Source organism: Ochrobactrum sp. AP1BH01-1 (genome assembly GCF_018066705.1).
Classification (GTDB): domain Bacteria; phylum Pseudomonadota; class Alphaproteobacteria; order Rhizobiales; family Rhizobiaceae; genus Brucella.
In genome coordinates, this window is record NZ_JAGPOU010000002.1 from 719,219 (window position 1) to 745,583 (window position 26,365).

Consider the following 26,365-nt stretch of genomic DNA (forward strand, 5'->3'; position numbering starts at 1 on the left):
AATAAAAGACATAAAGATATGTTTATATCGAAAACAATTTTGGTGCAAGGACTTTTCATGCAGAAGGGTTGAGGCAATATCCGGCCTCGACGGGCCTGATTGACCAAAGCCCGATTAAGCCGAAGTGTTGGTTGAACTTTTCAAGGTGTGGTGCATTCGCATCTTTAACAGCTTGGTATAAGGGATTCATGATGGCGCGCCCCGACAGCACTTGCCAAAGGGCGCAAACAAGGAAGGGAGACGGAATGAGTGCAGGCACCAATCGCCAGAAGGCAATCGCCAAATCGCTGACGCTTCTGCTTCCGGCTGTCCCCTTTTCAGACTCCGAGCCCATTCGCGCTGCGGCACTTGCGCCGCATATGAAGACACTGCCACCCTCCACCGCCGTGTGGCTTGCGACCGTTGCGCATGTGCGCCATTCCCACACCGACTACGATGCGTTGCGGGACGAAGGCTATGACAAGGATTCGGCGCGTTTCTTCGTTTTGGACGCGATCAACGCCAAACTTACGGAATGGCGCGCCACACGGCTCGTCTCGCCGGAGGACGACGAAGCAGTGCAGATGTAGCGCGCGAAAAGATCGACCCTGATCGGTTGGGATTACTGCTTTGCCGCACATTTGGGGCGGGTCAGCCGCACCGTATATTGTCGCGGCCCGACAAGGCCCTGCGGCGTCGGCTGGGTGACGATTCTGGCCTTCAACCTGCATGTCCCGACCAGGACGTTGTAGGACCCGAAATCCTGCCGGGTGATGCTCTTGATGGGCTGGCCGGGAAAGCGCTTTCCTACCGCCTCGGTCACTGAGGCAAGTTCACGGCCCTCCTCGACATTCGGCGCGAGCACCGCATGGGCTGGAAAAGTCAGCAGAAATATGGACAAAGCTGCTCCAGCTAACGGGAGCGCGAATGGACGCTCTATATCGTTGTCTTTCGGCGCAGACGCTTCACGGTTTTGCTTGCAATGCATTAATCTCGAAAAATATTTCATGAAATTACCCCCAAATAACTCAATGATAGCGCATCGCGGGATGCAAGGCCACTGAATGCATTCGGGCCCGGAATCGTATCGATCCGGGCCCGAAACATTCCAGCATCGCGAATATCAGTCGACCGAGCCATGCCCTTGCAGATAGCCGTGCTTGCGCGGGTTCGGCATCAGGATACTGACGGCGAAGACGACTACCATCAGCACGGTCACGTACCAGAAGAAGCCGCTTTCCATGCCCTGCTGCTTGAACCACAGCGCCACATATTCAGCCGTGCCGCCAAAAATCGCGTTGGCAATCGCATAGGAAAAGCCCACGCCAAGCGCCCGCACTTCCGCTGGAAACAGCTCTGCCTTCACGATGCCGCTGATGGAGGTGTACATGCTGACAATCGCGAGCGCGATCACGATATAGATGAATGCCCAGACCGGGCTCTGCACCGAACCGATCAGCGTCAGGAGCGGAATGGTGGTCAGGATCGAAATGCCGCCAAAGCCGATCATCATCGTCTTGCGTCCGATCTTGTCGGACAAAGCGCCGAAGAGCGGTTGCATAAGCATGTAGACCAGCAGCACGAAGGTCATGGTTTCGCTGGCCGTTTCCTTGCTCATGCCGGCGGTATTGACCAGATATTTCTGCATATAGGTGGTGAAAGTATAGAAGGCGAGCGAACCGCCGGCGGTGAAGCCGACGACGACGAGGAAAGCCTTGCGATGGTTCTTCCAGATATTGGCGAAGCTGCCCGCCGCCTTGTTGCCGCGGGTTTCTTCCGTCGAGGTCTCGTGAAGGGTCCGGCGCAGGAAAAGCGCCACGATGGCTGCAACACCGCCAATGGCGAATGGAATGCGCCAGCCCCAGGCATGAAGCTCATCCGATGTCAGGAAAAATTGCAGCACCACGATCACGAGAACCGCAAGCAATTGCCCGCCGATCAGCGTGACATACTGGAACGAGGAAAAGAAGCCACGGCGACCGGCAAGCGCCACCTCGCTCATATAGGTAGCGGTGGTGCCGTATTCGCCACCGACGGAAAGCCCCTGCAAGAGCCGCACGATCAGCAGCAGGAACGGCGCCAGAATGCCGATGCTCTCATAGGTCGGCAGAATAGCGATAGCGAAGGAGCCAAGGCACATCATCGTGACCGAAATCAGCATCGATGTGCGGCGTCCGAGCCTGTCGGCAATGCGGCCAAAAAGCCAGCCCCCGATAGGACGCATCAGGAAACCAGCGGCGAAAATCGCAGCAGCATTCAATAGCTGGCTGGTCTGGTCTTCGGCGGGGAAAAACTGCGATGCGAAGTAAAGCGCACCGAAGGAATAGACGTAGAAATCGTACCATTCCACCAGATTGCCCGATGCGCTGGCCACGATGGCAAAGACGCGGCGGCGCGTGTCATGGGCATCATGTGTCCCTTCGATCTCGCCATTGGCGTCAGCATGCATTTCTGCATTGTTCATTCTGAAAACTCCCGATAGCAGGCGGTTATGAAGCAGCCTGCAAGCCGCCGATCCCATGCGGGGTTACTGAAATCGGCGATTGTTTCACTTCACAAACATAGAGCGCGAACCGCATCTCAATCGAAAGGCAGCCTCGCATTTGAAATGTCCTCCCGGTCTAATCATGCCGTCTGAATCGTCTGCGATGACAGACGGCAAACCGGCGGTCTCGGTATTCATTCCCGACGAAAATATGAGCGGAGCAAGAGCATCGAAACCGGCGTCCTGAACGAAATCGCAACGGGATGAAACGCATCACGACGTTGTGACTACGAACTCCATATCTAGAGCGGCTTCAGGAAGCGGCCAGACCATAGGAACAAAATCGTTTGCATGCAATCTATTCCAGTATAAGAAATTGCTAAATGGCATCGTCGGAACCGCTGCGCGATCCGGGGCAATGTAACGAGTTGAAATAACTGCGAAATAGGACGGGGCATCTACACGGGTAGTCGATCAAATCCCCGTGTAGAACGATCTTTGAGACGCTATTTTTTCTGAGCGACCAGAAAAATACGCGGAAAACGCAGCAGGACTTTTCCATCGACCGTCGCAGGATAATGCGGAGCAATCCTCGCCTTGTAGGCCTTCAGGTAATCGGCCTGCTCCTGTTCGTCGAGCGGATCGAGAAACGGCCGCAGTCCGGTCCCCTTCACCCATTCCACGATTGCATCCACGCCGTCCAGAGGATGGTTATAGATCGTATGCCATATATCGATCCGGGCGGACTGACCGGCCAGCGCGTTATAATATTCCGTCACCGGCGGCAGAGGCTCTCTCCCCTCGGTGCCGATCTTCGCGGCAAAAGCTTCTGTTCTGGCAACATCGCGCATCCCGACATGGGTTGGCTCATTCATATTGTCAGGCATCTGGACAGCCAGTACCGCGCCCGGACGAAGCCGCGACAACAGGCGTTTCATCTCTGCTATGTGATCGGGAATCCACTGGAAAACGGCATTGGAGAAAAGGACATCCGTCCCGGCATCCGGTTCGAAGCGACTTGCGTCACCAACAGCGAAGGTGAGCTTGGGCAAGCGGGCTTTAGCCTTCTCTATCATGTCGGGAGACGTATCGAAGCCGGAAATTTCCGCGTCCGGCCAGCGTTCGGCCAGCAGTTCCGTCGAGTTGCCCGGTCCGCAGCCGATATCGACGACCTTGCGCGGCTCATCGATCGGTATCCGCGCCAGAAGGTCTCGCGCCGGGCGGCTGCGTTCATCTTCAAACTTCAGATATTGCTGTGCAGACCAGTCTTTCATCCTGTTTCCTTTCATCAAATGAAAAGGCCGGTGCAATGCACCGGCCTTAACTTTAAACCGCCAAAGGTTCGTTGAGGTTCTGGGTATGGCGAGGCGAAAATGGTGAGGTTCGAGAACCGGAACGGAGCGTACTTTGCGCATGTGAGCACCGGAAGCGCAGAACCGCGCCATTTGCAGACCGCCAGAACCTGAACATCTCGAACCTTACCGCGTCAGCGGCTTGTAAGTGACCCGCTTGGGGTTGACGCTATCCGGTCCAAGACGGCGGATCTTGTCAGCCTCATAGTCCTCGAAGTTGCCTTCGAACCATTCGACATGGCTGTCGCCTTCGAATGCGAGGATGTGCGTTGCCAAGCGGTCGAGGAACATACGATCGTGGCTGATGATAACCGCGCAGCCAGCGAAGTTTTCCAGCGCATCTTCAAGCGCGCCCAGCGTTTCCGTGTCGAGATCGTTGGTCGGTTCGTCGAGGAGCAGGACATTGCCGCCGGACTTCAGCATCTTCGCGAGGTGAACGCGATTGCGCTGTCCGCCCGAAAGATTGCCGACCTTCTGCTGCTGATCGCCGCCCTTGAAGTTGAACGCACCGCAATAAGCGCGGGAGTTCATCTCGAACTTGCCGAGCTTGATAACGTCATTGCCGCCGGAAATCTCTTCCCAGACGGTCTTGTTGGCATCGAGCGCGTCGCGGCTCTGGTCGACATAGGACAGATGAACCGTGTCGCCGATGCGAACCGAACCGTTATCCGGCTGCTCCTGACCCGTCAGCATCTTGAAGAGCGTCGACTTACCGGCACCGTTCGGGCCGATCACGCCGACAATGCCACCAGCCGGAAGCTTGAAGCTCAGATCGTCGATCAGCAGGCGGTCGCCAAAGCCCTTCGACAGGTTCTCAACCTCGATGACCACCTGACCGAGACGCTCGCCGACCGGGATGATGATCTGCGCATCGCCGGGGCGTCGCTCTTCCGCGCTCTTGACCAGTTCATCATAGGCCTTGATACGCGCTTTGGACTTGGCCTGACGCGCCTTCGGGCTTGCCGAAATCCACTCGCGTTCACGCGACAGCGCCTTTTCACGGGCGGCTTCTTCACGGCCTTCCTGCGCCATGCGCTTCGCCTTGGCTTCCAGATAGGCGGAATAGTTGCCTTCGTACGGAATGCCGCGACCACGGTCGAGCTCGAGAATCCAACCCGTCACATTGTCGAGGAAGTAGCGATCGTGGGTGATGATCAGCACCGAGCCCGGATATTCGCGCAGGTGCTTTTCAAGCCATGCGGTCGTTTCGGCGTCTAGATGGTTGGTCGGTTCGTCGAGGAGCAGCAGGTCGGGCTTCGAGAGCAGAAGCTTGCAAAGCGCCACGCGGCGCTTTTCACCGCCCGAGAGCTTGGTGACGTCAGCATCGCCCGGCGGGCAGCGCAGCGCTTCCATCGCCATTTCCACCTGACTTTCCAGATCCCAGAGGTTCTGGCTGTCGATGATGTCCTGGAGCTTTGCGCCCTCATCCGCCGTTTCGTCGGAATAGTTCATCATCAACTCGTTGTAACGGTCGATAATCGCCTTCTTCTCAGCGACACCTTCCATCACATTGCCGAGCACGTCCTTTGAGGGATCGAGCTCCGGTTCCTGCGGGAGATAACCGCAGGTAGCACCTTCGGCGAGCCATGCCTCGCCGGTATATTCCTTGTCGAGGCCGGCCATGATCTTGAGCACGGTCGACTTGCCGGCGCCGTTCGGGCCGAGAATGCCGATCTTGGCGTCAGGGTAGAAGGAGAGATGAATATTCTCCAGAATCTTCTTGTTGCCATAGGCCTTGTTGAGGCCGGACATGTGATAAATGAACTGGCGTGCCATAAAGCGCGTCGTCTCCGCAGGTTGAGAAGCGCGGGTCGCCGATCGTGTCGAACCGCGCGGAAATTGCTGAGTGTCTGAATCAAAAAGCGTCAAGCCGTGGCGAAAATGGTGGTTTTCGAGAACCGGAGCGCAGTGTACATAAGTACATGAGCACCGGAAGCGCAGAAAATCACCATTTGCAGCCAGGCATGGCGACTTTTGGATCAGACACTGAGGCGTATGTAGGCCAAATATGCCCCGGAAGCAAACGCCAACCCGCGAAGCGGAAGCAGCCGAAACCGCCCGTCTCATATCTGCTGGGGAAATATATAATGAAACCGGGCGCGGATATTTCCGTCACCCGGTTTCCCCTCTGGCCACTGTCCGCGAAAGTTTCCTCCCTTTCATCGGACAGCCTGCAAGTTATGCCGTGAAAATCTCGTTCTGGACGCCGTTGATTGCCCTTCAAAAACCCGTCTTAGAAGCTAGATTTGCCCAAGCTTTTGCGCTTTTCAAGCAGAATCTGCACAAAAAACGCTGTTGCCTAAAATTCATTCACCCCTCGGTCCAATGCCTGTTTAAGCGACGCCGCATTGGGAGAGATTGACTATTTGCACGGCATAAAATCAGATGGCGAAATGACGTTCCAAACCATTCATCATCTATCGGCTTCAGACAAATCAGAACTCCCGTTCCGCACCGTCCGCGGTGGGAAGCCGCGAGCAGTCGTCCAGATATGTCACGGCCTTGCCGAACATTCGGCGCGATACGAACGCTTCGCGTCCGCCCTCGCCTCGGCGGGCTATCACGTCTATATTCACGATCATCGCGGGCACGGCGCCAATATCGGCGCCCATGCACCGAGAGGAATGTTCGCGCAAAAGCAGGGCCACCTTGTGGCCATTGAGGATGTGCGCTCGCTCAACCGCCATATTCACGAGAACCATCCGGGTTTGCCACTCGTGCTTTTCGGACATTCCATGGGCGGGCTGATCGCGCTGAACTATGTGCTGGACCACGCCGATACGGTCGATGCAGCCGCGATCTGGAATGCCAATTTCGACGGTGGCCTGGAAAGCGCCGCCGCGCTCGCGCTCCTTTATATGGAGCGCATGCTCAAAGGCTCCGATGTTCCGAGCGCCATTCTGCCGAAAATGACCTTCCGCGCCTGGGGTCGGTCCATACAGGGTCACCGGACGCTATTCGATTGGCTCTCGCACGACGCAGCGGAGGTCGATGCCTATATCGCTGACCCACTTTGCGGCTTCGACGCGAGCGTGGCGCTCTGGATCGACATCTTCCGCATGATCCGCAGGGGCGCCGAACACCGCAACTTCGCGGGCATTCCGAAGTCCTTGCCCTTCAATCTCGTTGGCGGCGCGGAAGATCCAGCAACGGCAAACGGTGCCGCTGTGCGCAGGCTGGCGGAGAGAATGCGGAACATGGGCTTCCAGCGTGTCGATTGCACGATCCTGCCTGGCACCCGCCATGAAAGCCTCAACGAGATCAACCGGGATGAGGTGACGCAGATTTTTCTGGATTGGCTGGCCGGGGCCCTTCCGTCTCCGCCAATGTCCGGATAAAACGGCAGTCAACCGATCAATCGAACTATTATCCGGGATAGTGGTCTGATTCCAACATTTGCATCCCTCGGTTCAAGCGCCGAGCAAATGTTGGAATCAAAAAGACCACCAGCAAACATATGTATCTAGTGGATTTTTCGAATTTGACGTTTGAAACAGCGTATGTGCCAATCGGGATTCGAACGTCAAATTCAATCCACTAGAACTCACGATTACTTGAACCGTCTTGGCTTTGCCATCCAATCAATGCTATGGAGCGCGCCTTGCGCGCTATCGGGTTTCCGGGCAGGAAAACCGGGCTTAAGCAGATAGCGCGAGGAATAAAGGAAAACTCCGCTTGGAAACACCGACGATTTCTGTGGTTATCCCCTGCCGCAACGAAGCCGACAATCTTGCCTTTCTGCTGGATGAAGTCGATGCCGCCATGCAGGGCCGCGCATACGAAGTCATCGTCGTAGACGACGGTTCGACAGACTCGACCAGCGATGTGCTCGCGGGCCGCATCCATGCGGGCAAGCCGCTGCGTCATCTGCGCCATGACCGTTCGTCGGGCCAGAGCGCCGCTGTGCGCTCCGGTGTTTTCGCAGCGCGCGGTGGCATCGTCGTGACGATGGATGGCGACGGGCAGAATAATCCCGCCTATCTTCCGGTACTGGCGGACGCCCTGATCAAGGCCGGACCGGATTACGGCATTGCAGCCGGACAGCGCCTCAAGCGCACGGATACGAAACTCAAGCAGCTTTCGTCACGCTTTGCCAACAATCTGCGCGGCGCGATCCTCAAGGACAAGACGCGCGATTCCGGTTGCGGCCTGAAAGCGCTGCACACTGACCTGTTCCGGCAACTGCCCTTCTTCGATGGCTGGCATCGCTACCTTCCCGCGCTAGCGTTGCGTGAAGGCTACGACGTGGTGCATGTGGACGTGGTTGACCGCGAACGCCGCCATGGAAAATCCAATTACGGCATTCTGGACCGTGGAATGCGCGGCATTCTGGACCTTTATGGCGTCTGGTGGCTGCGGAAGCGCCGCAAGGTCGTTCCTCGCGTGAGGGAGATCAGCCATGACTGATATTTTCAACAGCCTTTCGCAATGGCTGCACGATGTCTTCGTGGCGCAGTGGGACGGCTGGATTGTGCTGGGCTTTATCGCTCAGGCCTGTTTCACCATGCGCTTCGTCGTGCAGTGGCTCGCATCCGAAAAGGCAAAGCGTAGCGTTATGCCAGTCGCCTTCTGGTTTTTCTCGCTGTTCGGCGGCGCTTTGCTGCTGATCTATGCGATCCAGCGCAAGGACCCTGTCTTCATCGCCGGACAGGGGCTTGGCCTCGTCGTCTATATCCGCAATCTCTGGCTCATCGCCAACGAAAAGAAGCGGCTGACAGCGGGGGAGTAAACTCCCCGGCATCTCTAGCGAGCCGCTATTTGCGCTTCGAGCTGCGCGATCTTCTTTTCTAGCCTTTCCAGAGCCTGGTTTAACTGCCCTACGATCACGACATCGTTAGTATCAATACCAGCTGCAACGTTCACTAACTGCCGCTTAATGGAAGCATTTCCAAAAGACACACTCCACGCTAGAGGCGCTCGCGACTGGTGTCCAATCGCCACGGAGAAATCGCCGGCTGCCAAAGCGGTATAACCTAAGCTGGTGCTATTCTGCCCCCATGCCTGCGCCATGCTGCCCACAGCCGTACTCTCGCTACCCTTGGCGACAGCTGTTGCGCCGAGGGCGACAGTCCGCACCTCCTCCGCGACGGCAAGAGCACCGACTGCCGTCCCGTGATCACCTCTCACCTGACTTCTGGTACCAATAGAAACCCCATAGCCCGAGTCTAAAGTCACACCAGAACCCATTGCGATACCCAGCATCGCCGTCGCTTGAGTGCTGTGCCCAAAGGCAAGACTGCCATTTCGCGCTATACTTTCTGCGCCAAATGCCTGACTGACATACAGATGATCGTCCACATAGGCATTGTTATCTGCCACGGCGTTTGCTCCTAATGCCATCACATAATGGTCATTCGACAAACTGCCTTGTCCCATCGCTATAGAGTAAGGCATATGTGCGCGCGCATTACTACCGACAGCAATGCTGCCGTCAGCACCAGCTGCTGCTTCCGTATCACTACCGTCTTCGCCCCGCGCCCGAAAGTATCGGAGCTTTTGATCCAAATTGTCCAATTGGACTTTGGTCACCGCATCATTGGGCTCCACCGCGGGGGCGACGTGCGATAATCGCGTTTCAGCTCCTGCCGCGTTAAAGGTAACCACATCGTGCTGTTCGGTATCGTAGCGAACAGCTTCATGCTCCAGAACGTCAGCACGACCTTCCAGTTGCGTGATTCTGTTCGTGTTCGAACCAATCGCCTGGGTATTGCTCGTTACATTCTGGTTGGTAACAAACAATTGCCGTCCTGTAGTGGCCTCGGTGCTCGTCTCCGAGAGGCTTGCATCGGCCACATTGACGATTTTACGCTCGCTTCCCGCACTCCCGACAGATACCGAGTTAGCCAAATCCGCAATCGAACCGGCGCCAATGGCAACCGCACCAATCGCGAGGCTTTGAGCACGGGAACCAACGGAAACCGAATTAGCCATTTCCGCAATCGAATGACTGCCGACAGCAATGCTGCCATCAGCTTCAGCTGCTGCTTCCGTATCACTACCATCTTCGCCCCGCGCCCGAAAGTATCGGAGCTTTTGATCCAAATTGTCCAATTGGACTTTGGTCACCGCATCATTGGGCTCCACCGCGGGGGCGACGTGCGATAATCGCGTTTCAGCTCCTGCCGCGTTAAAGGTAACCACATCGTGCTGTTCGGTATCGTAGCGAACAGCTTCATGTTCCAGAACGTCAGTACGACCTTCCAGTTGCGTGATTCTGTTCGTGTTCGAACCAATCGCCTGGGTATTGCTCGTTACATTCTGGTTGGTAACAAACAATTGCCGTCCTGTAGTGGCCTCGGTGCTCGTCTCCGAGAGGCTTGCATCGGCTACATTGACGATTTTACGCTCTTTTCCCTTACTCCCGACAGATACCGAATTGGCCACGTCAGCAACCGAAGCCTGGCCAATAGCAACCGCACCAATCGCGAGGCTTTGAGCACCGTAACCAACAGAAATCGACCCATCCCTTTCCGCAAGAGAACCGCCACCAACAGAAACTGCACAGTATCCGAGTCCTTGAGCACCGACGCCAACGGTGACGCTTCCTGATAGCCCCCCCTTTGCACCGCTCCCCACCGACACGTTATTCGAATGTGCGCTTTCTGCGTGATCGCCAATGACTACAGAATTATTGGAATAGCCAACTGCACTGTCACCAATAACGATTGTACCGGTTCCCAGAGCGCCTTGATTGCCGGAACGGTCTCTAATTCGGGCATCCTTACCAATAGCGATGGCACCGATCCCCACGTCGTCAACGATGGCATTGCTACCTATAGCTATCTGATTAGCGCCTTTTGTTCTTGCCTGCACACCAACCGCAATGGAGTCAGCTCCGCCAGCCGTCGGTTGAACGCCAGTTGAATTAGCGTGAAAATATTGTTCATTCGACATAATGCCACCGTTAATGTTTTATAAAAAATACTACACTTACTATAAGTGGATTCATTATAGATAATTATCTATTGTCTAAATTTTAGTATTTCCGAATAAAATACATCCGTCAAACCATGATTAACTACAGCTGTAAAACCATGCAGATAAATGCGCGCCAAAAAACAGATAAGGCGCCGATCTGATCGGATCAGATCGACACTCTAAATGGCCACAAGATTTGTAGACGTGCTCTCTCATTCCTGGCTTTGAAACAAGAAGAGCATCATGAGAAAATCGAATTTCAGCGAAGTGTTTAAACACGACGCCGTGCGTCATGAGCCGCGCCAAGTCTTGCCAGACATCCACTTTTGCTAAAATATTCTGGTCACACCAGAAGCGTCCGCCCCACCGAACGGTAATCAAGTCCTGTGCCGGCAATGTCTTCTGCCTTGTAGACATTGCGCAGATCGATCAGCACATTTCCGGCCATGACCCCGGCCAACCGTTTCAGGTCGAGCGCGCGATAAGCGTTCCATTCGGTAAGCAGGGCCACGACGCCCGCCTCCTTCGCCGCTTCATAGGCTGAATTGCACCACACGACACCGGGAAGCACCGCTCTTGCGGCGTCCATGGCTTCCGGGTCATGCGCCTGTACATTGATCCCCGCCTTTTGAATGGCAGCGATAATATCAAGCGCCGGAGACTCCCGAATATCGTCAGTGTTCGGCTTGAAGGCAACACCAAGAACAGCGACGGTCTGGGCACCGCTTTCCTTGGCGGCGGCCACGATCCGTTCGGCCATCGACTGCTTGCGCGCTTCATTGACAGCGATAACTTGCTCTATCAGCGATTGCCGCGCCTCGTATTTCTTGCCGGTTGCAGCAAAGGCGCGCGTGTCCTTCGGAAAGCATGACCCGCCAAAACCCGGACCGGCATGCAGGAATTTCGAGCCGATGCGATTATCCATGCCGATGGCGCGCGCCACTTCCTGCACATTGCCGCCAGTCTTCTCGCAGAGATCGGCCACCTCATTGATGAACGTCACCTTCATCGCCAGAAACGCATTGGCCGCATATTTGATGATTTCCGCATTTTCCAGCGACGTGACGACCATCGGCGTTTCACGCAGATAAAGCGGACGATAAAGACGCTGCATCGCGGCCTTGCCGCGCTCGTCTTCCACGCCGACAACCACGCGGTCAGGCCGCATGAAGTCCTCGATTGCCGAACCTTCGCGCAGAAACTCCGGATTGGACACCATCGAGAACGGCACACCCGGATTGGCGGCCTTGATACGGTCGCGTATGCGCGCATTGGTGCCTACCACGACCGTCGACTTGATGACGACCACGGCACCCGGCTTCATGGCGGCGGCGATTTCATCCGCAGCCGCTTCGATATATTGCAGGTCCGCCTCGCCGTCACCGCGGCGGGACGGCGTGCCGACAGCGATGAAGATGACGTCGGCATCCGCGACACTGGCCGGAAGATCGGTGCTGAACTCCAGCCGGCCATCGCGAATATTGCGGGTCAGCAATTCATCGAGCCCCGGCTCGAAGATGGTGACCTTTCCGGCCTTCAGCCGCTCGATGATCGAAGGATTCTTGTCGACGCAGGTGACGTGAAAGCCGAATTCGGCAAAACACACCCCCGAAACCAGCCCCACATAGCCCGTTCCGATCATCGCCAGCTTCATTTGTTCAGTCCTTCAGTTTGCTTCGCGAGAGCCTGTTGAGATTCCGGTTCCGGTTTGCCGGAAATGGCGACGTTGGAAAACCGGAGCGTCGTTCACTTAAAGTTACATGCGGACCGGAAGTGTCAAACAACGCCATTCGCTGCGGCCAGAGCCGAAATATCGGTAGGCTCACAGCCATTTGTCGTAGTCGGACACCAGGAGATGCAGCGGCTTCTCGTTTTCTTCGATATTCGAAAAGCGGCCGATAGGCTCGCGGAAAATATTGTCGGTCAGGTCGTCGTTGACCGTCGAAACCTCACCGATCAGAACGTCGCCGCCCTCACCCCAGAATGCATGCCAGTTGCCGGGCAGCAGCGTCACGCTTTCACCCGGCTGCAGCTTCAGATGCGCGCCGGCCTTCTGCGTCACAAGGCGTCCGTCGGTTGCGACCGTTACATCGGTTTCCTCATCCACGCTGCCGTCCGGAAGCGAGTTGAACAGTTCGAGCACCAGCGTTCCGCCGCCGCGATTGATGATGTCCTCTGCCTTCACCACATGGCGATGCATCGGGGAAAGCTGATTTTCACGCGAAATCATGATCTTTTCGGCATAAAGCATGCCGCCGCCGCGCTTGAGGTCCTCGGCATTGCCGTTGCGCGTGGTAAAAAGGAACAGGCCGAGATCGGCAAACTTGCCTTGCCCATAATCCGTAATATCCCAGCCGAGGCGCGCGTCGCGGATGGCGTGCGCATCGGACGAGGTGCGCGCCTTCAATTCCTCCGGTGACCAATAGGCGAAAGGCGGCATGACATAGCCGAAAGAGCGGATGAAAGCGTCGCTTTCGCGAATGATTTCGTTGATTTCAGAACGTTTCATGGCCACCGAGCCTCCCATGGAATGAAACAGATTGGGATGTGGTGACGTGGTAACTGGCTTTTAAACCAATTTGCAATCCCGGAAACGTCGTAAACGCGATATTTTGACGTGTCGTCTTTACGCGAAAACCATGTCGCATCCCAATGCGCGTTTAGAATAGTTCAGTGATTGAATCAGGATAACGGAAGCCAGTCCACTCACCTCGGAAGATGTGGGCAAGCCATTGAGATAACGGGACAAGCCGTGCTTCCGGAAGACAAAGGGAACACCGGATCGAGCCATAGTCGCTGGGAGAACAGCAGAAGGCCGGTCCAAGATGGAAAGCAAGGGTTCGAGGCTATGGACGTTCGCAACGAAATGCTGGGGCTGTTGACCGGGCGCGACCCCAATTTCAGCCTGGAGCAGAAATTCTACACCGATCCTGAATATTACAAGCAGGATCTGGAGAACATTTTCTACAAGGACTGGCTGTTTGTCGGCCACGACTGCGAGCTGCCGAAGACCGGCTCCTATCTGACCGTGCAGATCGGCGCTTATCCAGTCGTCATCGTTCGCGACGCGCAGGGCGGCATTCGCGCTTTCCACAATTCCTGCCGCCATCGCGGCTCGCGCATCTGCGCTGCCGAAAAGGGCACTGCCGCAAAGCTCGTCTGCCCCTATCACCAGTGGACCTACGAACTGGACGGACGCCTGCTCTTCGCGCGTCAGGTCGGCCCGGACTTCAAACCAGCCGAATACGGCCTCAAGCCGGTCCATTGCGAAACCGTCGCTGGCTATATCTATATCTGCGTCGCTGACGAAGCACCCGATTTTGGGGCTTTCCGCAATCTGGTCGAGCCTTATCTCGCGCCGCACAATATCAAGGATGCGAAGGTCGCCTTTGAAAGCTCGATCATCGAGAAGGGCAACTGGAAGCTCGTCTGGGAAAACAACCGCGAGTGCTATCACTGCGCCGCGAACCATCCCGAACTTTGCCGCACCTACCCGGAAGCGCCGTCGGCAACCGGCGTGCAGGGCGTCATGGAAGACCCCGAGATCAACCAGCTCTGGAAGAATTGCGCCAGCGTCGGCCTGCCAGCACAATTCAACATGTCGGAAGACGGTCGCTACCGCATCACCCGCATCCCGCTCCTGCGCGACGCGGTGAGCTACACCATGTCCGGCAAGGCGGCTGTCAATAAGCCACTCAGCGATCAGGTGGCGGGCGGCACCAACATCGGCGCCATGCTCCTGTTCAACTATCCATCGACCTGGAACCACCTCATGGCGGATCACGCGATTTCCTTCCGCGTTCTGCCGATCAGCGCCGAGGAAACGCTTGTCACGACCAAATGGCTCGTTCACAAGGATGCTGTCGAAGGTGTGGATTACAACCTCGATGAACTGACCCACGTCTGGATACAGACCAACGATCAGGACCGGCAGATCGTCGAAGAAAATGCGGTGGGCATCCGGTCGCCCGCTTATCAGCCCGGCCCTTATTCGGTCGAGCATGAAGGCGGCGTGATGCAGTTCCTCGAATGGTACACCAACACCATGACGCCGCGTCTGCGCGGCGAAGCGGCAAAGCTCAGCCGCGTCGCCTGATACCGTAATATGAATCGAGAAGTGAGAAGGCCATGCAGCCTCTGAAATATCTGGATGAGATGCTGCCGTGGAACGACAGGTTGCAGATGCTGGAATGCATCTCGGCCATCGAAGAAGCGCCAGACGTCATGACCTTCTCCTTCAAGACTGCTGAAGACAACTGGTTCCGCTATACGCCGGGCCAGTTCGTCACACTCGAACTGCCGATCGAAAGGGCCGACGGCCTCGGACCGGTGCTGCGGACCTATACGCTTTCCTCGACCCCTTCCCGTCCCTACCACATCTCCGTCACGGTCAAGGCGCAGAAGGGCAGCATCGGCACGCGCTGGATGCTGGATAATCTGCGTCCGCCGATGAAGATCAAGGCGTATGGGCCGAACGGCGATTTCTCGCTCGCCAACCATCCCGGTGAAAAATATCTCTTCGTCTCCGCCGGTTCCGGCATAACGCCGATGGTCTCCATGACGCGCTGGCTGTTCGACTGCGCCCCGGCAACAGACGTCGCCTTCATCAATTGCGCCCGCACGCCGGACGACATCATTTTCCGCCGGGAGTTGGAACTGCTGTCCGGCCGCATGGAAGCCATGCGGCTGGCCTTCATCGTAGAGCAATCATCGGCACGCCATGTCTGGCCGGGCCTGCATGGGCGCATCGACCGCGCCCGGCTCGAACTGCTGGCGCCTGATTTTCTGCATCGCAAGGTGTTTTGCTGTGGGCCGGAGCCGTTCATGAACGGTGTGCGCGGCCTGCTGGAAGAAGCCGGCTTCAACATGGCCAACTACCATCAGGAAAGCTTCAATCCGGCGAGCGAGATTTCGTCGGTTCCGGTGCCTTCAACGCTTTCCGAGACGGCTGCGGCAGCGCCCGCCGCCCCGGCGGTAGCTTCCGCCAGCGTCGTCTTCAGCCTTTCCGGCGTGGAAGTCGAATGCACGGAAAACGACACGATCCTGCTTGCGGCACGCAATGGCGGGCTCAAGATTCCAAGCGCCTGCGAATTCGGCATCTGCGGCACCTGCAAGGTGAAGTGCCTCGGCGGCGAGACCGAGATGAACCACAATGGCGGCATCCGCGACGACGAGATCGCGGAAGGCTATATTCTCGCCTGCTGCAGTCGCCCGCGCGGCCGCGTGGAGATCGATGCCTGACCTTGCACTCACACAGGGTGAGTGCTGGAACAGGCTCTAGGCTTTTTTCAGAAACTCGGTCCGCAGCACCAGCCCCTTGACCTGCTTGGTGCTGCAATCGACTTCCGCCGGATTTCCGGTAAGGCGAATGCCCTTGACCAGCGTCCCGCGCTTCAATGTCGTGGAAGTTCCCTTGACCTTCAGGTCTTTGATGAGCGTGACGGAATCTCCGTCATTCAACTGAGTGCCATTGCTGTCGCGGACGATTACGTCTGTCATATCGCTTCCTGTCTGGTTCCTGATTGGAATCGTCCGTAGCACCCTTGTCCATGTTATACCAGAACACGGCTTATTGCTGGTCTCGCGAACCCTGTCTGGCTATAGTTGGTTGGCAGAGCAAGCGAAGCGGGAGCGCCTTATGATCGGTCATGCACTGGTGGTTATCGATGTTCAGAATGATTTCTGCCCCGGCGGTTCGCTGGCGGTCGCTCACGGCAATGAAATCATTCCCACCGTCAACCGGCTGATCGAGGAAAGCGAAAACGTCATCCTCACGCAGGATTGGCACCCGGCCAACCATTCAAGCTTCGCTTCGACCCATCCCCGCGCCAAGCCTTTCGATACAGTCGAAATGGCCTACGGCCCACAGACGCTCTGGCCCGACCATTGCGTGCAAGGCAGCCGCGGAGCCGATTTCCATCCCGAACTACAATGGACGCGAGCGCAGCTCGTCATCCGCAAGGGCTTCCGCATCGGGATAGACAGCTATTCAGCATTCTTCGAGAACGATCATAAAACGCCGACCGGCCTTGGCGGATATTTGCGCGAACGCAGTATCGGCTCTCTCACGCTGGTGGGCCTCGCCACCGATTTCTGCGTCGCTTATTCGGCACTCGATGCAGTAGCCGAAGGCTTTCAGGTGCGCGTCCGTCTCGATGCCTGTCGCGGCATCGACCTCAACGGCTCGATGGACATCATGCTGCAAAAGATGAAACAGGCTGGCGTCGAGCTGATCGACGAGCCTGTTTCGGCATCGCACTTACTCTAGTTCACCGTCGGGCATCGCGACGAATATCAATACGGCGATGATGGTGATGAAGAACCGGAACGCGGATTCAATCCCGTTCCAGGTTTGCGACATCCACATGCCGAACCATTCCCCGCCGACGGACATGAAACCGACCTGCCAGACCAGAAAGCCAAGCGCCAGGCCTGCGATCGCCCATTTCTTGGCGCGGTTGAAGCTCGTCGCCCGTTCGGTCAAGCGCCCAAGCATCGCAAATGCGCCGATCCAGCAAAGAACGGCGGTCAGCGTTTCAGCCGCAATGATCAGGATGTAGGCTGCATTGTGCAGAGTCGGATTGTCTATGGCCCGGTATTTGATGGTCGCATCGGGAAAGATCGTATCCATCATCAGAACATGCTGCACGAACGCAAAATTGGTGTCGTAGTCGGTGATATTGCCGAACGAAACCAGCGTTGCAAAAAAGGCGATTGCCGCCACGAAGGCGGTCTTGCTCAACCGTGTAACGACCATGGAAACGTGCCTCCCCGGTAAGCCGCATCGCTGCATTTGAGACGATCAGCGGCAAAATTGCGAAACCCATCGCATTCATCAATGGTCTTCAACTCCGGCGATTCGGTCAAGACCAACAAAAAAGGGCAGCCGGAGCTGCCCGTTTGGTAGACCGATAGGAGGTGCGATCAATGCCCTGTGGCTTCTTCGGCTTCTTCCTGCCAGTTCGGATTGAGCCGGTTGTAGCGCAGCGAAGACATGAACGAGAGACCGATCAGGACCGCACCGATAACACCGGTGATGACTTCCGGAATATGCACCAGTGTCTGGACATACATGATCACCGCCAGAACCAGGATGGCATAGAACGCGCCGTGTTCGAGATAACGATACTGTCCAAGCGTCTTGCGCTCCACCAGCATGATGGTGAGCGAACGGACATAGAAGGCACCGATACCCAGACCAATGGCGATTATGAACAGGTTTGTGGTCAGCGCAAAAGCTCCGATAACACCGTCAAACGAGAAGCTGGCGTCGAGCACTTCGAGGTAGATGAAGGCGCCCAAACCGCCGCGATGGACCATGTCCATCTGTTCCTGCGTCGCGTCCAGCACCTCGCCCAGCCCTTCGACAGCAAGGAAGGTGAGAAGACCGAACAGGGCCGCGATCAGAAAGGTGTGCGAATGCCCGGCATCCAACTGGTAGGAGAAGAAGATGATGAGTGCGATAGCGACGCCGATCTCCACCCCCTGAACCGAGGCGAACTTCGACATGCGGCTTTCGATGGCCTTGATCCAGTGCACATCCTTCTCGACATCGAAGAAGTATTTCATGCCGACCATCAGCAGGAATGTACCGCCGAAGGCAGCAATGCCGGTATGCGATTCCGAGATCACGCGCGCATATTCATCAGGCTGCCAGATGGCGAGTTTCAGCGCCGAGATCGGATCGGTCCACATGGCAACCGCGACGATGGCCAGCGGGAAGATGATGCGCATGCCGAAAACGGCAATGACAATGCCCCAGGTCAGGAAGCGATGCTGCCATTCCGGCGTCATGTCGCGCAAGATGCGGGCATTGACGATGGCATTATCGAAGGAAAGCGAAATTTCCAGAACGCTGAGAACCGCACAGATGATGAAGACGGAGACCATTCCTCCAAAAGTGCCGGTCAATTCATAACCGAGCCAGACGGCACCTGCGAGACCCAATACGGTAAAAACCATGGGCCAGATGAAATAGCGAAGAGTGGCCATTGCAAACCATCGGATTATTATTGTTATCAAACGGAAACAGGCGCTGGAGACCGCACAACGGACCCGCGAAGCGAAATCCGCTTCCCGCACACGTTTCGGCTGACCACTCCTCTTCCCGCCAAGGCGTATCGGCTATGTAAGTAGCACGTCAGATGCAAACAAGAGAAAGCGTGGCAATAAATTGGCTATTTTGCGGATTTGATGTGCTGAAATATTTCGTTACTATCCCGTGATACTAAAGTCGAACGAACCCGTCATCTCACCCACGCATCCACGCAGTAAAATCCGGCCACATGCTCGGTTTGTACGAATTGTCGCGTGGTAAAAACTTAATCTCAACATAGATTCCGGGTTGCGGATCGTAGCCAGCAGTGGCTGCGCAGTTTTTACAGGAATGAAGGAACTCAGCAGATGATTGCTCCGGAAGAGCTACAGCGCCGAATTGAGAAAAGACTCGCCGAGAGCAGTTTTACGCAGCCCGAGCTTCTGATCCGCCGGGCGCACCGTCTGGCGCTCGAAGGTGAAAACGGATCCGCCTCTGACGCCAACGCACTGCTGAAGGAAGCCGGCTCGCAGATCGGACTTCAGGAACTGTCCGAAATAATCGACCGCAGGCCCTGGCTGCTCGAAACCATAATCAATGGTGCGGGAAAAAAGGGCGACAATTCCGGTCATCATTAATTTGCGAGATCCAGTTCTGGAACGACGTATAACGACGCCAACTCACCCGCATTTCAGCGAGGAACCACAGAAGAGGGAGTACCGGGGCCATTGTCAGTAAACGGCTCCGCTCCCATCGACCGGCAAACAAATCCAATATAAATATGAGTTTATTTCGTGGAAATATTAACATATATATGGAAAGAGATTCGAGTCTGATGTATTGACGCATATGCTAATACATACTGAGGGGGCTTTTTCAGTGAAAAACGGAATATCACGTAACCAGAACGCGAATTTACTGTCAAAATTTTCCAGAAGTATTATATTAGCATCAACTGTTTTAATTGGTGTATCAACGGCATCACTTGCCGCGGACGCCGTAGCGCCACAACCAGAAATTCAGGATCAGCAGCGCTGGCGGGTGGTCTTCAGCCCTTATCTCTGGGGTGCATCTTTGAATGGCAGCGCCGGATTGCTCGGCCGCAGCACCGATGTGCATATGCCGTTCAGTGAGATTTTCGACAATCTCGATATGGGCCTGATGGGCAATGTCGATATTTCCAACGGTACGTTCGGCTTTTTCATCGACGGGCAGTACGTCAAGACCAGTCAGGACGAAAGCCTCCGCGACAACGAACTTGCTCTCGACATCAAGACGGCGAGCTTGTCGGCTGGCGCTTACTATCGAATCTATGAGCAGCAGCTCGAAGGAACGACTCTGTTCGGAAACCAGCGCGTCTTCGCGATCGAGCCGACAGTCGGCGTTCGCTGGACAAAGCTGGAAGCAGGATTGCAAGTTGGCCGCTTCAACGAAACGAGCAAGGTGGAGTGGACAGATCCGTTCGTAGGAACGCGCGTCTTCTATGATATCAATGACCGGTGGAACATTTTTGCGGAGGCCGATATTGGCGGTTTTGGAGCTGGGACCAAACTCAGCGCCAATGGCCAGGTCTATCTCGGTTACCGCACGCTGGTTTTCGATGTGCCGACGACGTTCCGCGTCGGTTATCGGGCGCTTTATCAGGATTACAAGGACAACGATACGATTGCGAAGTTCAAGTATGACGTGACCCAGCATGGGCCTGTCGTCGGTTTCTCCGTCTCGTTCTGATCGCGATAGATTTGATATCAGTCGTTCGACCCGCCGGCCCAACCGGCGGGTTTTTCTTTCTGGCTCCCATTATTTCGGTCCGCTCAATATGTCCGTCGAAATTGGAAATGATCAGGCTCCGGAGTGACAGATCGTCGGCCTAAGTAAAATTCAACCACTTCTCCCTAATATTAGCTGGCACTATGCCGGATATCGGAGCGTCGCTGAAAGCGGCTTTCGGGAAAGATATCCGCCAGAACAATGAGTTGGAGCGGCCCGATCGACTGGAAGCGCTCTGAGGGGGAATGAATGGCCTTTATCTTCGAGCTGCCGATTTATCTGTCGTTTGCGGCCTTCGTCATACTCGGAATTGTGTTCTATGCAGTCGGGCGTTTCGCACTGGACATGCTGTCAAAACACGCAGCCAGCGATGTTTTGTCGATTCCCATCGGCGCCTTCATCGGCACCATCGCCACAGCCTGGGCTTTATCGCTCGGCTTTGTCGCGGCCGATATCTGGAGTGTCAATTCCCGGGCTGATCAAGCCACCAGCGAAGAACGCTCGGCCATTTCCCGCTTGATCGGAACGTCCAGAGCAGAAATATTGAACGCGCCCGATCTTACCGCCGCTCTTACCAGCTATCGGCTTGCCGTCATCGACGACGAATGGCGCGACAAGATCAATGTCGAGCCGGCAGATTCCGTTGAAACCGCGTTGCAGAATATAAGGCGCGAGATCATCAATCTGGCACGCACCGACGTCCCCTCGCCCGTAATTTCCCAACTCATCAACGACTTCGATGAATTACAGGACGCACGCAATACCCGTCTGGCTGTCGGTTCGACCTCAATCGACTATTACAAATGGTATCTTGTGCTTTCGCTCACATTTCTGACCGCGATAACCATCGCCGCCACCCACGCCGATCGCGTGCGGGCTGGCGTGAAAGCGCTCGTCATCTACTCGCTGACAGCCTCGTTCTGTCTTTGGATACTGGCCATTCACGCCAATCCCTATCAGGGACTGGAGCGTCTGGAGCCGTCCCTGCTTTTCACCAGCCACAAGCAGCGCTAGAATATCGGGAGATTCGGTCTATTTTATCTTACTGAAATTGCACGGAAATTCGGTCAATCGGATACGGAGCAGCGATTTGATAAAACTGCTGGGCACGGGCATCCTCATAGGTTTGATGTTCCCGGTCGGGCTGGCTTCGGCACAGACCTTCAGCGTCTGCCACGGTTACGAATGCTACTACCGGACCAAGGTTACGCTGACGTCAAGGGACGAACAGCGCATCCGCAATCTGCTGCAGAACGGCAATCGAAGTGCAGATGGCGAGCGGAAGGCATTGCGGGCGGCGGTGGCGATCTTCGAACAGCGCAGCACCGCGACCATCGGCGTTCGCGACAAGCCGAAAATGCAGTTCGGCAAGGCTCGCATCAAGGGGCAGATGGATTGCATAGATGAATCCACCAATACCGATGGTTTCCTGCGCTATCTGCAATCACGCGGTTGGCTGAAGCATCATTCCGTCGCCCGGCGCGCCTCCCGCGGTGCGTTCTTCGACGGTCGTTACCCGCACTGGACCGCGGTTATCGAAGACAGGCAGGGGCAGCGCTGGGCCGTCGATTCCTGGTATGAGGCAGGCGGAGGGCCACCGGACATCATGCCATTGCAGCAATGGAAACAGCGCGGATATATGGGGGAGCGTTAGAGCATAATCCGACCGGTGTGGAACGGGGATCTATAAGATTATGCTTCAAGTAAAAGGGTTTAGAACGCCTGTCTTTCCAACTGCAATCACTGCCTTATATCGCGTTGCGAAGGGCATTCGCTCAACAGCCAGCGCGAATCCTGCCCTGAAATTCCGGGCAACAGAGAGGGACTATCCATGCCAATTTCGAAGCGGTCTTTTTCAAGCATCTGCATCACAGCGCTCGTTGCAGGTAGCATGCTTGCCGCACCAGTTGCAGAAGCCTGTACGCGTTTCGTCTATCATGGGGACGACGACCAGGTGATGACCGCCCGATCCATGGATTGGAAAGTGGATGTTGCAACCAATCTCTGGATATTTCCACGCGGCATGAAACGTTCCGGCGAGGCAGGCAAGAATTCGCTCCGATGGACGTCCAAATATGGCAGCGTCATCGCCTCCGGTTACGACATTTCCACAACCGACGGGCTCAACGAAGCAGGACTCTCCGTTGGCGCGCTGTGGCTGGTCGAATCCGAATATCCCAAATATGACGGCACCACGCCGGGCCTCAGCATCGCGGCCTGGGCGCAATATGTGCTCGATAATTTCGCTACTGTCGACGAGGCGGTCAAAAAGCTGAGCACCGATCCCTTTACAATCGTAACGGACAAGGTTCCCGGAGAAGACAGGCTGGCTACGCTACATCTGGCCATATCCGATTCCAGCGGCGACAGCGCGGTCATCGAATATATCGACGGCAAGCAGGTAATCCATCACGGCAAGCAATATCAGGTGATGACCAACTCGCCGACCTATGACGAACAGCTGGCGCTCAATGCCTATTGGACCCAGATTGGCGGCACTGTCATGCTGCCGGGCACCAATCGCGCTGCCGACCGTTTTGCGCGCGCATCGTTCTACGTAAACGCCGTCCCGAAAACCGAAGATCCGGTCAAGTCGATTGCCAGTGTGTTCAGTGTCATTCGGAACACATCCGTTCCTTTCGGCCTGACGACGCCTGACCAGCCGAACATTTCCTCCACCCGCTGGCGAACGGTAGCTGACCAGAAGCGCAAGCTTTACTTCTTTGAATCCGCTCTGACACCGAATGTCTTCTGGGTCGATCTGAAGAAAATCGACTTTTCACCGGAGACCGGCAAAGTGAAGAAACTCGACCTCGGCGTCAATCAAACCAACACTTTCAATGGCCTCGTCAACGACAGTTTCAAGGAGAGCGAGCCCTTCCGGTTTCTCGGTCTCTGAGCGGATTCCGCAATTTTTTACTGAACCAATCGTGTTCCGTTGCGTTAGTTAACCATAACCAACCCAGAACGGAGGAACGACCAATGGACTGGAATCGCGTTGAAGGAAACTGGAAACAGGCCAAGGGCAAGATCAAGGAACAGTGGGGCAAACTCACCGATGACGATCTCGACCAGATCAACGGCCAGCGCGAACAGTTGGAAGGCAAAATCCAGGAACGCTACGGCATCGAGAAGGACCGTGTGAGGTCCGAGCTGGACGATTGGTATAATCGTCAAACCTGGCTTTCCTAACGCCCCAATTTCAAGTCGAAGCCCTGCCAGCCGGCAGGGCTTTTTCTTTTTGCTATCGGCAGCTGTCCACGCGCTGCAAGGAGGCCGACAGCCCCATCAGCGAAAACGTATAACGGGTCTGCGTGCCCCGCGCGGACGTCGCCTGCACATTGAGCGTCTTGCCCGCGCGCATCGCGCGTACCAGCTTTGCCTCATCGGCGACATTTTCCGCCCAGGCGCGATTGCCTTCGCTGAAAAACGGGAAACGCGCTCCGTCCACCATCACATTGACCGAACTGTCGGCCTTCAACTGATATCCCATCACCAATTGAGGGCTGTATTGTCCATCCGCCTTGGAGATAATCACGAAATTATCGCCGTGCCGCACACCGGCTGGATGAAAATTGATCGGCACAGTCAAGGCATAGCACTTGTTTCCTGCAAGGTCAGTGTTCTGGTAAACACCCCAATCCCGAAATTCACCCAAATAACTCGTCTTCGCTGAAGCCGCGAGAGAACTCGCCACCAACCCCGCCAATACCAGCGCAACGGTGGTTGCATTTTTTCTCATCGCCCAAAACCTCCATTTTGTTGCCAATTCACGTCACTTAAAAAATTGTTTCATTGCGTTACTATTTTCTTAACGAACCGCTAAAATTTGTTGAAAGTTTGCAATCAGACCGAAACGCAAGGTATGTCGAACAGAGCGGCCCACGGACAAAGCGCAGGTTCCGACTGGAATTAGCTATTGCTACAAACTGACTGGGAGGAAAATGGTGGGCCCGGAGGGACTCGAACCCCCAACCAAGCGGTTATGAGCCGCCGGCTCTAACCAATTGAGCTACAGGCCCCACGCATCCCTGCCCTACCCTAAAGAACGCCGGGACACAAGCTGTCAAATGCATCAGTTGCCCTAATGCGCACATATTCAGTTGCGATGCATGCAACCGTGAGCATTTCCAGCAAAAGCGCGACGCGGTTTTGCCAGGGATAATGCGATGAAACAAGTAGTTAGGGCGGTTCCAGCGACCGGACTTCAACGGAAACCGCTCTGGAACCACGGTGTTCTGATTTGAACCAGCGGTTGCATTTGGCTCGCAATTCGAATCTGATATCGTCGGTTCAAGGCATGAGAGGGAACTTAAGAAATAAACGATTTCAAAGGCAAAGCGGCCAGCCGTCCCGGCACGGGCTGCTCTGTCAGAGCTGCCTCAACTTTCTCTACAGGAGATTTTATGAACAACCGCGCTACCACTCTTCTTGCAACCTCCTTTTCTGCAATCGTGCTCGCAGGCGCTCTGACGCTGCCAGCTCTGGCACAGGAGAATCAGATGACGAAGCAGCCTGCGCGTATCGCCGTCACCGGCGAGGGCACCATGACCGCCTCGCCCGATATGGCCATTCTCAATCTCTCCGTACTGCGCGAGGCAAAGACCGCCCGCGAAGCCATGACCGCCAACAACGAAGCCATGGCAAAGGTACTCGAAGCCATGAAGAAGGCTGGCATTGAAGACCGTGATCTTCAGACCGGCGGCATCAACATCCAGCCGCGCTACGTCTATCCGGACGACAAGAACGGCCTGAAAGAGCCAAGCATCACCGGTTACACTGTTTCAAACAGCCTGACGGTGCGTGTGCGCGATCTAGCCAAGGTCGGAAACGTTCTCGACGAATCCGTGACGCTCGGCGTCAATCAGGGCGGCGACCTGAACTTCGTGAACGACAATCCTTCGGCCACGATCAACGAAGCGCGCAAGCGTGCCGTTGCCGATGCCATCGCCAAGGCAAAGACCCTTGCCGATGCCGCCAGTGTCACTCTTGGTCGCGTCGTCGAAATCAACGAGCAGAGCCGCCCACCCATGCCGATGCCGATCGCGCGCGCGCAGTTCAAGACCATGGCTGCGGCAGCACCGGAAGACGCCGTGCCGGTTGCGGCAGGCGAGAACAGCTACAATGTTTCGGTCAACGTCGTTTTTGAAATCAAGGATTAACGGCTGGAGCATTTCCAGCAAAAGTGTGAAACAGTTTTGCGTTTGGAAACACATAGATAGAGCGGCTCCAACGATTTCGTTAAAGCGGGGCCGCTCTAGCTGACTTCGGATAAAAAGGGGTGCATCAGCGTCCCTTTCTTTTATAGGAACGACAAAAAGCCCCGGCCTGATTGCACAGGCCGGGGCTTTTGAAACTTAAATCACGCGGCTTAGCGAATGATAGGGCAGCCACGCACATTCGCAAATACGACACCGGCAGGGCGACCGTGACGGAAGCCGCGAACCTGGACCGACTTGCCGCGATAGACGACACGCGCATTGCGGATGCCCATGCGGTTGGCCTTCATCTTGGCGCCTTCGACCGAGCAGGCAGGGCCACGATAGACGGGGCGACCGTGGCGATGACCGCGGTAGTCGACATTCACGATGGCAGAACCTGCCGACGTGCTGACAGCAGGAACGGCAACCGGCGATGCAGCGCTGGCTGAAGCTGCCGTCGTGAAGATGGCGGCAACACCAAGGGCGGCGGTTACAGCGAGCGACTTGAGCGAAATAGCAGACATCTTTGAACCTCTTTCGATTTGTTTCCAGTTCTTGCCTGGGACACCCGAGAAGTAGCCCGCAATAGATGAACAGAATGAAAAACCATCATTCATGTACCGTT

At 55.9% G+C, this 26,365-nt stretch carries 26 protein-coding genes and 1 tRNA gene; 14 read left to right on the forward strand and 13 right to left on the reverse strand.

Annotated features, from left to right (window positions below; genetic code table 11):
• Positions 1–245: 245 nt before the first annotated feature.
• Positions 246–569: a DUF2293 domain-containing protein gene (locus J9800_RS08835; RefSeq protein WP_114216834.1), complete on the forward strand. Its 324-nt coding sequence runs from the start codon at positions 246–248 to the stop codon at positions 567–569.
• A 32-nt stretch (positions 570–601) separates the two neighbouring features.
• Here J9800_RS08835 and J9800_RS08840 read toward each other — a convergent pair whose 3' ends face one another.
• The 4 genes from J9800_RS08840 to ettA form a co-directional block, all read right to left on the reverse strand.
• A complete protein-coding gene (locus J9800_RS08840) occupies positions 602–880 on the reverse strand; it encodes a hypothetical protein (protein ID WP_286167627.1) in 279 nt (92 codons plus the stop codon).
• A 222-nt stretch (positions 881–1,102) separates the two neighbouring features.
• On the reverse strand, positions 1,103–2,443 hold the full coding sequence (locus J9800_RS08845) for an MFS family transporter (RefSeq protein ID WP_114216836.1): 1,341 nt from the start codon (positions 2,441–2,443) through the stop codon (positions 1,103–1,105).
• Between the two features lie 527 nt (positions 2,444–2,970).
• The gene (tam, locus tag J9800_RS08850) at positions 2,971–3,738 is read right to left on the reverse strand and encodes a trans-aconitate 2-methyltransferase (RefSeq protein WP_114216837.1); all 768 of its coding nucleotides are present in this window, start codon (positions 3,736–3,738) and stop codon (positions 2,971–2,973) included.
• Between the two features lie 204 nt (positions 3,739–3,942).
• Positions 3,943–5,592: an energy-dependent translational throttle protein EttA gene (gene ettA / locus J9800_RS08855; protein WP_112585893.1), complete on the reverse strand. Its 1,650-nt coding sequence runs from the start codon at positions 5,590–5,592 to the stop codon at positions 3,943–3,945.
• 617 nt (positions 5,593–6,209) lie between these two features.
• Here ettA and J9800_RS08860 point away from each other — a divergent pair.
• From J9800_RS08860 to J9800_RS08870, 3 genes are all read left to right on the forward strand, one after another.
• Positions 6,210–7,154, forward strand: a complete 945-nt coding sequence (locus J9800_RS08860) for an alpha/beta fold hydrolase (RefSeq protein WP_114216853.1) — start codon at positions 6,210–6,212, stop codon at positions 7,152–7,154.
• A gap of 337 nt (positions 7,155–7,491) precedes the next feature.
• Positions 7,492–8,223, forward strand: coding sequence for a glycosyltransferase family 2 protein (locus J9800_RS08865; RefSeq protein WP_114216838.1), 732 nt, complete (start codon positions 7,492–7,494; stop codon positions 8,221–8,223).
• On the forward strand, positions 8,216–8,545 hold the full coding sequence (locus J9800_RS08870; RefSeq protein WP_112585884.1) for a lipid-A-disaccharide synthase N-terminal domain-containing protein: 330 nt from the start codon (positions 8,216–8,218) through the stop codon (positions 8,543–8,545). The genes J9800_RS08865 and J9800_RS08870 overlap by 8 nt, the downstream gene beginning before the upstream one ends.
• Before the next feature lie 14 nt (positions 8,546–8,559).
• On the opposite strand, the gene J9800_RS08875 is transcribed toward J9800_RS08870, so the two are convergent.
• From J9800_RS08875 to J9800_RS08885, 3 genes are all read right to left on the reverse strand, one after another.
• Positions 8,560–10,710: a hypothetical protein gene (locus tag J9800_RS08875; RefSeq protein WP_210845696.1), complete on the reverse strand. Its 2,151-nt coding sequence runs from the start codon at positions 10,708–10,710 to the stop codon at positions 8,560–8,562.
• 367 nt (positions 10,711–11,077) lie between these two features.
• The gene (locus J9800_RS08880; RefSeq protein ID WP_114216365.1) at positions 11,078–12,388 is read right to left on the reverse strand and encodes a UDP-glucose dehydrogenase family protein; all 1,311 of its coding nucleotides are present in this window, start codon (positions 12,386–12,388) and stop codon (positions 11,078–11,080) included.
• A 168-nt stretch (positions 12,389–12,556) separates the two neighbouring features.
• Positions 12,557–13,243, reverse strand: a complete 687-nt coding sequence (locus J9800_RS08885; RefSeq protein ID WP_112585880.1) for a D-lyxose/D-mannose family sugar isomerase — start codon at positions 13,241–13,243, stop codon at positions 12,557–12,559.
• A gap of 339 nt (positions 13,244–13,582) precedes the next feature.
• On the opposite strand from J9800_RS08885, the gene J9800_RS08890 reads away from it, so the two are divergent.
• Complete coding sequence (locus J9800_RS08890) at positions 13,583–14,830, forward strand: aromatic ring-hydroxylating oxygenase subunit alpha (RefSeq protein ID WP_114216364.1); 1,248 nt, start codon at positions 13,583–13,585, stop codon at positions 14,828–14,830.
• A gap of 32 nt (positions 14,831–14,862) precedes the next feature.
• On the forward strand, positions 14,863–15,975 hold the full coding sequence (locus J9800_RS08895; protein WP_114216363.1) for an FAD-binding oxidoreductase: 1,113 nt from the start codon (positions 14,863–14,865) through the stop codon (positions 15,973–15,975).
• 36 nt (positions 15,976–16,011) lie between these two features.
• Here the strand turns inward: J9800_RS08895 and J9800_RS08900 are convergent, their stop codons facing one another.
• Positions 16,012–16,233, reverse strand: a complete 222-nt coding sequence (locus J9800_RS08900; protein WP_006467255.1) for an alkylphosphonate utilization protein — start codon at positions 16,231–16,233, stop codon at positions 16,012–16,014.
• A gap of 139 nt (positions 16,234–16,372) precedes the next feature.
• On the opposite strand from J9800_RS08900, the gene pncA reads away from it, so the two are divergent.
• Complete coding sequence (pncA, locus tag J9800_RS08905) at positions 16,373–17,002, forward strand: bifunctional nicotinamidase/pyrazinamidase (protein ID WP_114216362.1); 630 nt, start codon at positions 16,373–16,375, stop codon at positions 17,000–17,002.
• On the opposite strand, the gene J9800_RS08910 is transcribed toward pncA, so the two are convergent.
• Positions 16,994–17,491 carry a DUF2165 family protein gene (locus tag J9800_RS08910; protein WP_114216361.1) on the reverse strand — a complete coding sequence of 166 codons (498 nt, stop codon included), beginning with the start codon at positions 17,489–17,491 and terminating at the stop codon, positions 16,994–16,996. The two genes, pncA and J9800_RS08910, sit on opposite strands and share 9 nt — an antisense overlap.
• 167 nt (positions 17,492–17,658) lie before the next feature.
• Positions 17,659–18,726: a DUF475 domain-containing protein gene (locus J9800_RS08915; protein ID WP_112585870.1), complete on the reverse strand. Its 1,068-nt coding sequence runs from the start codon at positions 18,724–18,726 to the stop codon at positions 17,659–17,661.
• Between the two features lie 411 nt (positions 18,727–19,137).
• Between J9800_RS08915 and J9800_RS08920 the strand changes: the two genes are divergently transcribed.
• From J9800_RS08920 to J9800_RS08945, 6 genes are all read left to right on the forward strand, one after another.
• Positions 19,138–19,407, forward strand: coding sequence for a hypothetical protein (locus J9800_RS08920; protein WP_114216360.1), 270 nt, complete (start codon positions 19,138–19,140; stop codon positions 19,405–19,407).
• A 211-nt stretch (positions 19,408–19,618) separates the two neighbouring features.
• Positions 19,619–20,500 (forward strand): hypothetical protein, encoded by an 882-nt coding sequence (locus J9800_RS08925; RefSeq protein ID WP_286191624.1) that lies wholly within the window; start codon positions 19,619–19,621, stop codon positions 20,498–20,500.
• 288 nt (positions 20,501–20,788) lie between these two features.
• Positions 20,789–21,553, forward strand: a complete 765-nt coding sequence (locus J9800_RS08930) for a bestrophin-like domain (RefSeq protein WP_114216359.1) — start codon at positions 20,789–20,791, stop codon at positions 21,551–21,553.
• Positions 21,554–21,632: 79 nt separating this feature from the next.
• The gene (locus J9800_RS08935; RefSeq protein ID WP_114216394.1) at positions 21,633–22,193 is read left to right on the forward strand and encodes a hypothetical protein; all 561 of its coding nucleotides are present in this window, start codon (positions 21,633–21,635) and stop codon (positions 22,191–22,193) included.
• Positions 22,194–22,430: 237 nt separating this feature from the next.
• Positions 22,431–23,438, forward strand: a complete 1,008-nt coding sequence (locus tag J9800_RS08940) for a linear amide C-N hydrolase (RefSeq protein WP_286167607.1) — start codon at positions 22,431–22,433, stop codon at positions 23,436–23,438.
• 83 nt (positions 23,439–23,521) lie between these two features.
• Positions 23,522–23,731, forward strand: a complete 210-nt coding sequence (locus J9800_RS08945) for a CsbD family protein (RefSeq protein ID WP_112585861.1) — start codon at positions 23,522–23,524, stop codon at positions 23,729–23,731.
• A gap of 52 nt (positions 23,732–23,783) precedes the next feature.
• Here the strand turns inward: J9800_RS08945 and J9800_RS08950 are convergent, their stop codons facing one another.
• Positions 23,784–24,281, reverse strand: a complete 498-nt coding sequence (locus tag J9800_RS08950; RefSeq protein ID WP_114216357.1) for an invasion associated locus B family protein — start codon at positions 24,279–24,281, stop codon at positions 23,784–23,786.
• Positions 24,282–24,484: 203 nt separating this feature from the next.
• Positions 24,485–24,561 (reverse strand) — tRNA-Ile (locus tag J9800_RS08955).
• Between the two features lie 384 nt (positions 24,562–24,945).
• Here J9800_RS08955 and J9800_RS08960 point away from each other — a divergent pair.
• Positions 24,946–25,701, forward strand: coding sequence for an SIMPL domain-containing protein (locus J9800_RS08960; RefSeq protein WP_114216356.1), 756 nt, complete (start codon positions 24,946–24,948; stop codon positions 25,699–25,701).
• Positions 25,702–25,910: 209 nt separating this feature from the next.
• On the opposite strand, the gene J9800_RS08965 is transcribed toward J9800_RS08960, so the two are convergent.
• The gene (locus J9800_RS08965; protein WP_112585999.1) at positions 25,911–26,264 is read right to left on the reverse strand and encodes an antifreeze protein; all 354 of its coding nucleotides are present in this window, start codon (positions 26,262–26,264) and stop codon (positions 25,911–25,913) included.
• Between the last annotated feature and the right edge of the window lie 101 nt (positions 26,265–26,365).

What these genes read in the sequence shown, in the direction of transcription:
- J9800_RS08925 (WP_286191624.1), top strand. Translation starts at nt 19,619, where the DNA reads ATGCTAATACATACTGAGGGGGCTTTTTCAGTGAAAAACGGAATATCA.
- J9800_RS08885 (WP_112585880.1), bottom strand. Translation starts at nt 13,243, where the DNA reads ATGAAACGTTCTGAAATCAACGAAATCATTCGCGAAAGCGACGCTTTC.
- J9800_RS08880 (WP_114216365.1), bottom strand. Translation starts at nt 12,388, where the DNA reads ATGAAGCTGGCGATGATCGGAACGGGCTATGTGGGGCTGGTTTCGGGG.
- J9800_RS08945 (WP_112585861.1), top strand. Translation starts at nt 23,522, where the DNA reads ATGGACTGGAATCGCGTTGAAGGAAACTGGAAACAGGCCAAGGGCAAG.
- J9800_RS08835 (WP_114216834.1), top strand. Translation starts at nt 246, where the DNA reads ATGAGTGCAGGCACCAATCGCCAGAAGGCAATCGCCAAATCGCTGACG.
- ettA (WP_112585893.1), bottom strand. Translation starts at nt 5,592, where the DNA reads ATGGCACGCCAGTTCATTTATCACATGTCCGGCCTCAACAAGGCCTAT.
- J9800_RS08930 (WP_114216359.1), top strand. Translation starts at nt 20,789, where the DNA reads ATGGCCTTTATCTTCGAGCTGCCGATTTATCTGTCGTTTGCGGCCTTC.
- J9800_RS08900 (WP_006467255.1), bottom strand. Translation starts at nt 16,233, where the DNA reads ATGACAGACGTAATCGTCCGCGACAGCAATGGCACTCAGTTGAATGAC.
- J9800_RS08890 (WP_114216364.1), top strand. Translation starts at nt 13,583, where the DNA reads ATGGACGTTCGCAACGAAATGCTGGGGCTGTTGACCGGGCGCGACCCC.
- J9800_RS08910 (WP_114216361.1), bottom strand. Translation starts at nt 17,491, where the DNA reads ATGGTCGTTACACGGTTGAGCAAGACCGCCTTCGTGGCGGCAATCGCC.
- J9800_RS08965 (WP_112585999.1), bottom strand. Translation starts at nt 26,264, where the DNA reads ATGTCTGCTATTTCGCTCAAGTCGCTCGCTGTAACCGCCGCCCTTGGT.
- J9800_RS08870 (WP_112585884.1), top strand. Translation starts at nt 8,216, where the DNA reads ATGACTGATATTTTCAACAGCCTTTCGCAATGGCTGCACGATGTCTTC.
- J9800_RS08875 (WP_210845696.1), bottom strand. Translation starts at nt 10,710, where the DNA reads ATGTCGAATGAACAATATTTTCACGCTAATTCAACTGGCGTTCAACCG.
- J9800_RS08915 (WP_112585870.1), bottom strand. Translation starts at nt 18,726, where the DNA reads ATGGCCACTCTTCGCTATTTCATCTGGCCCATGGTTTTTACCGTATTG.
- pncA (WP_114216362.1), top strand. Translation starts at nt 16,373, where the DNA reads ATGATCGGTCATGCACTGGTGGTTATCGATGTTCAGAATGATTTCTGC.
- tam (WP_114216837.1), bottom strand. Translation starts at nt 3,738, where the DNA reads ATGAAAGACTGGTCTGCACAGCAATATCTGAAGTTTGAAGATGAACGC.
- J9800_RS08895 (WP_114216363.1), top strand. Translation starts at nt 14,863, where the DNA reads ATGCAGCCTCTGAAATATCTGGATGAGATGCTGCCGTGGAACGACAGG.
- J9800_RS08940 (WP_286167607.1), top strand. Translation starts at nt 22,431, where the DNA reads ATGCTTGCCGCACCAGTTGCAGAAGCCTGTACGCGTTTCGTCTATCAT.
- J9800_RS08960 (WP_114216356.1), top strand. Translation starts at nt 24,946, where the DNA reads ATGAACAACCGCGCTACCACTCTTCTTGCAACCTCCTTTTCTGCAATC.
- J9800_RS08950 (WP_114216357.1), bottom strand. Translation starts at nt 24,281, where the DNA reads ATGAGAAAAAATGCAACCACCGTTGCGCTGGTATTGGCGGGGTTGGTG.
- J9800_RS08920 (WP_114216360.1), top strand. Translation starts at nt 19,138, where the DNA reads ATGATTGCTCCGGAAGAGCTACAGCGCCGAATTGAGAAAAGACTCGCC.
- J9800_RS08860 (WP_114216853.1), top strand. Translation starts at nt 6,210, where the DNA reads ATGACGTTCCAAACCATTCATCATCTATCGGCTTCAGACAAATCAGAA.
- J9800_RS08845 (WP_114216836.1), bottom strand. Translation starts at nt 2,443, where the DNA reads ATGAACAATGCAGAAATGCATGCTGACGCCAATGGCGAGATCGAAGGG.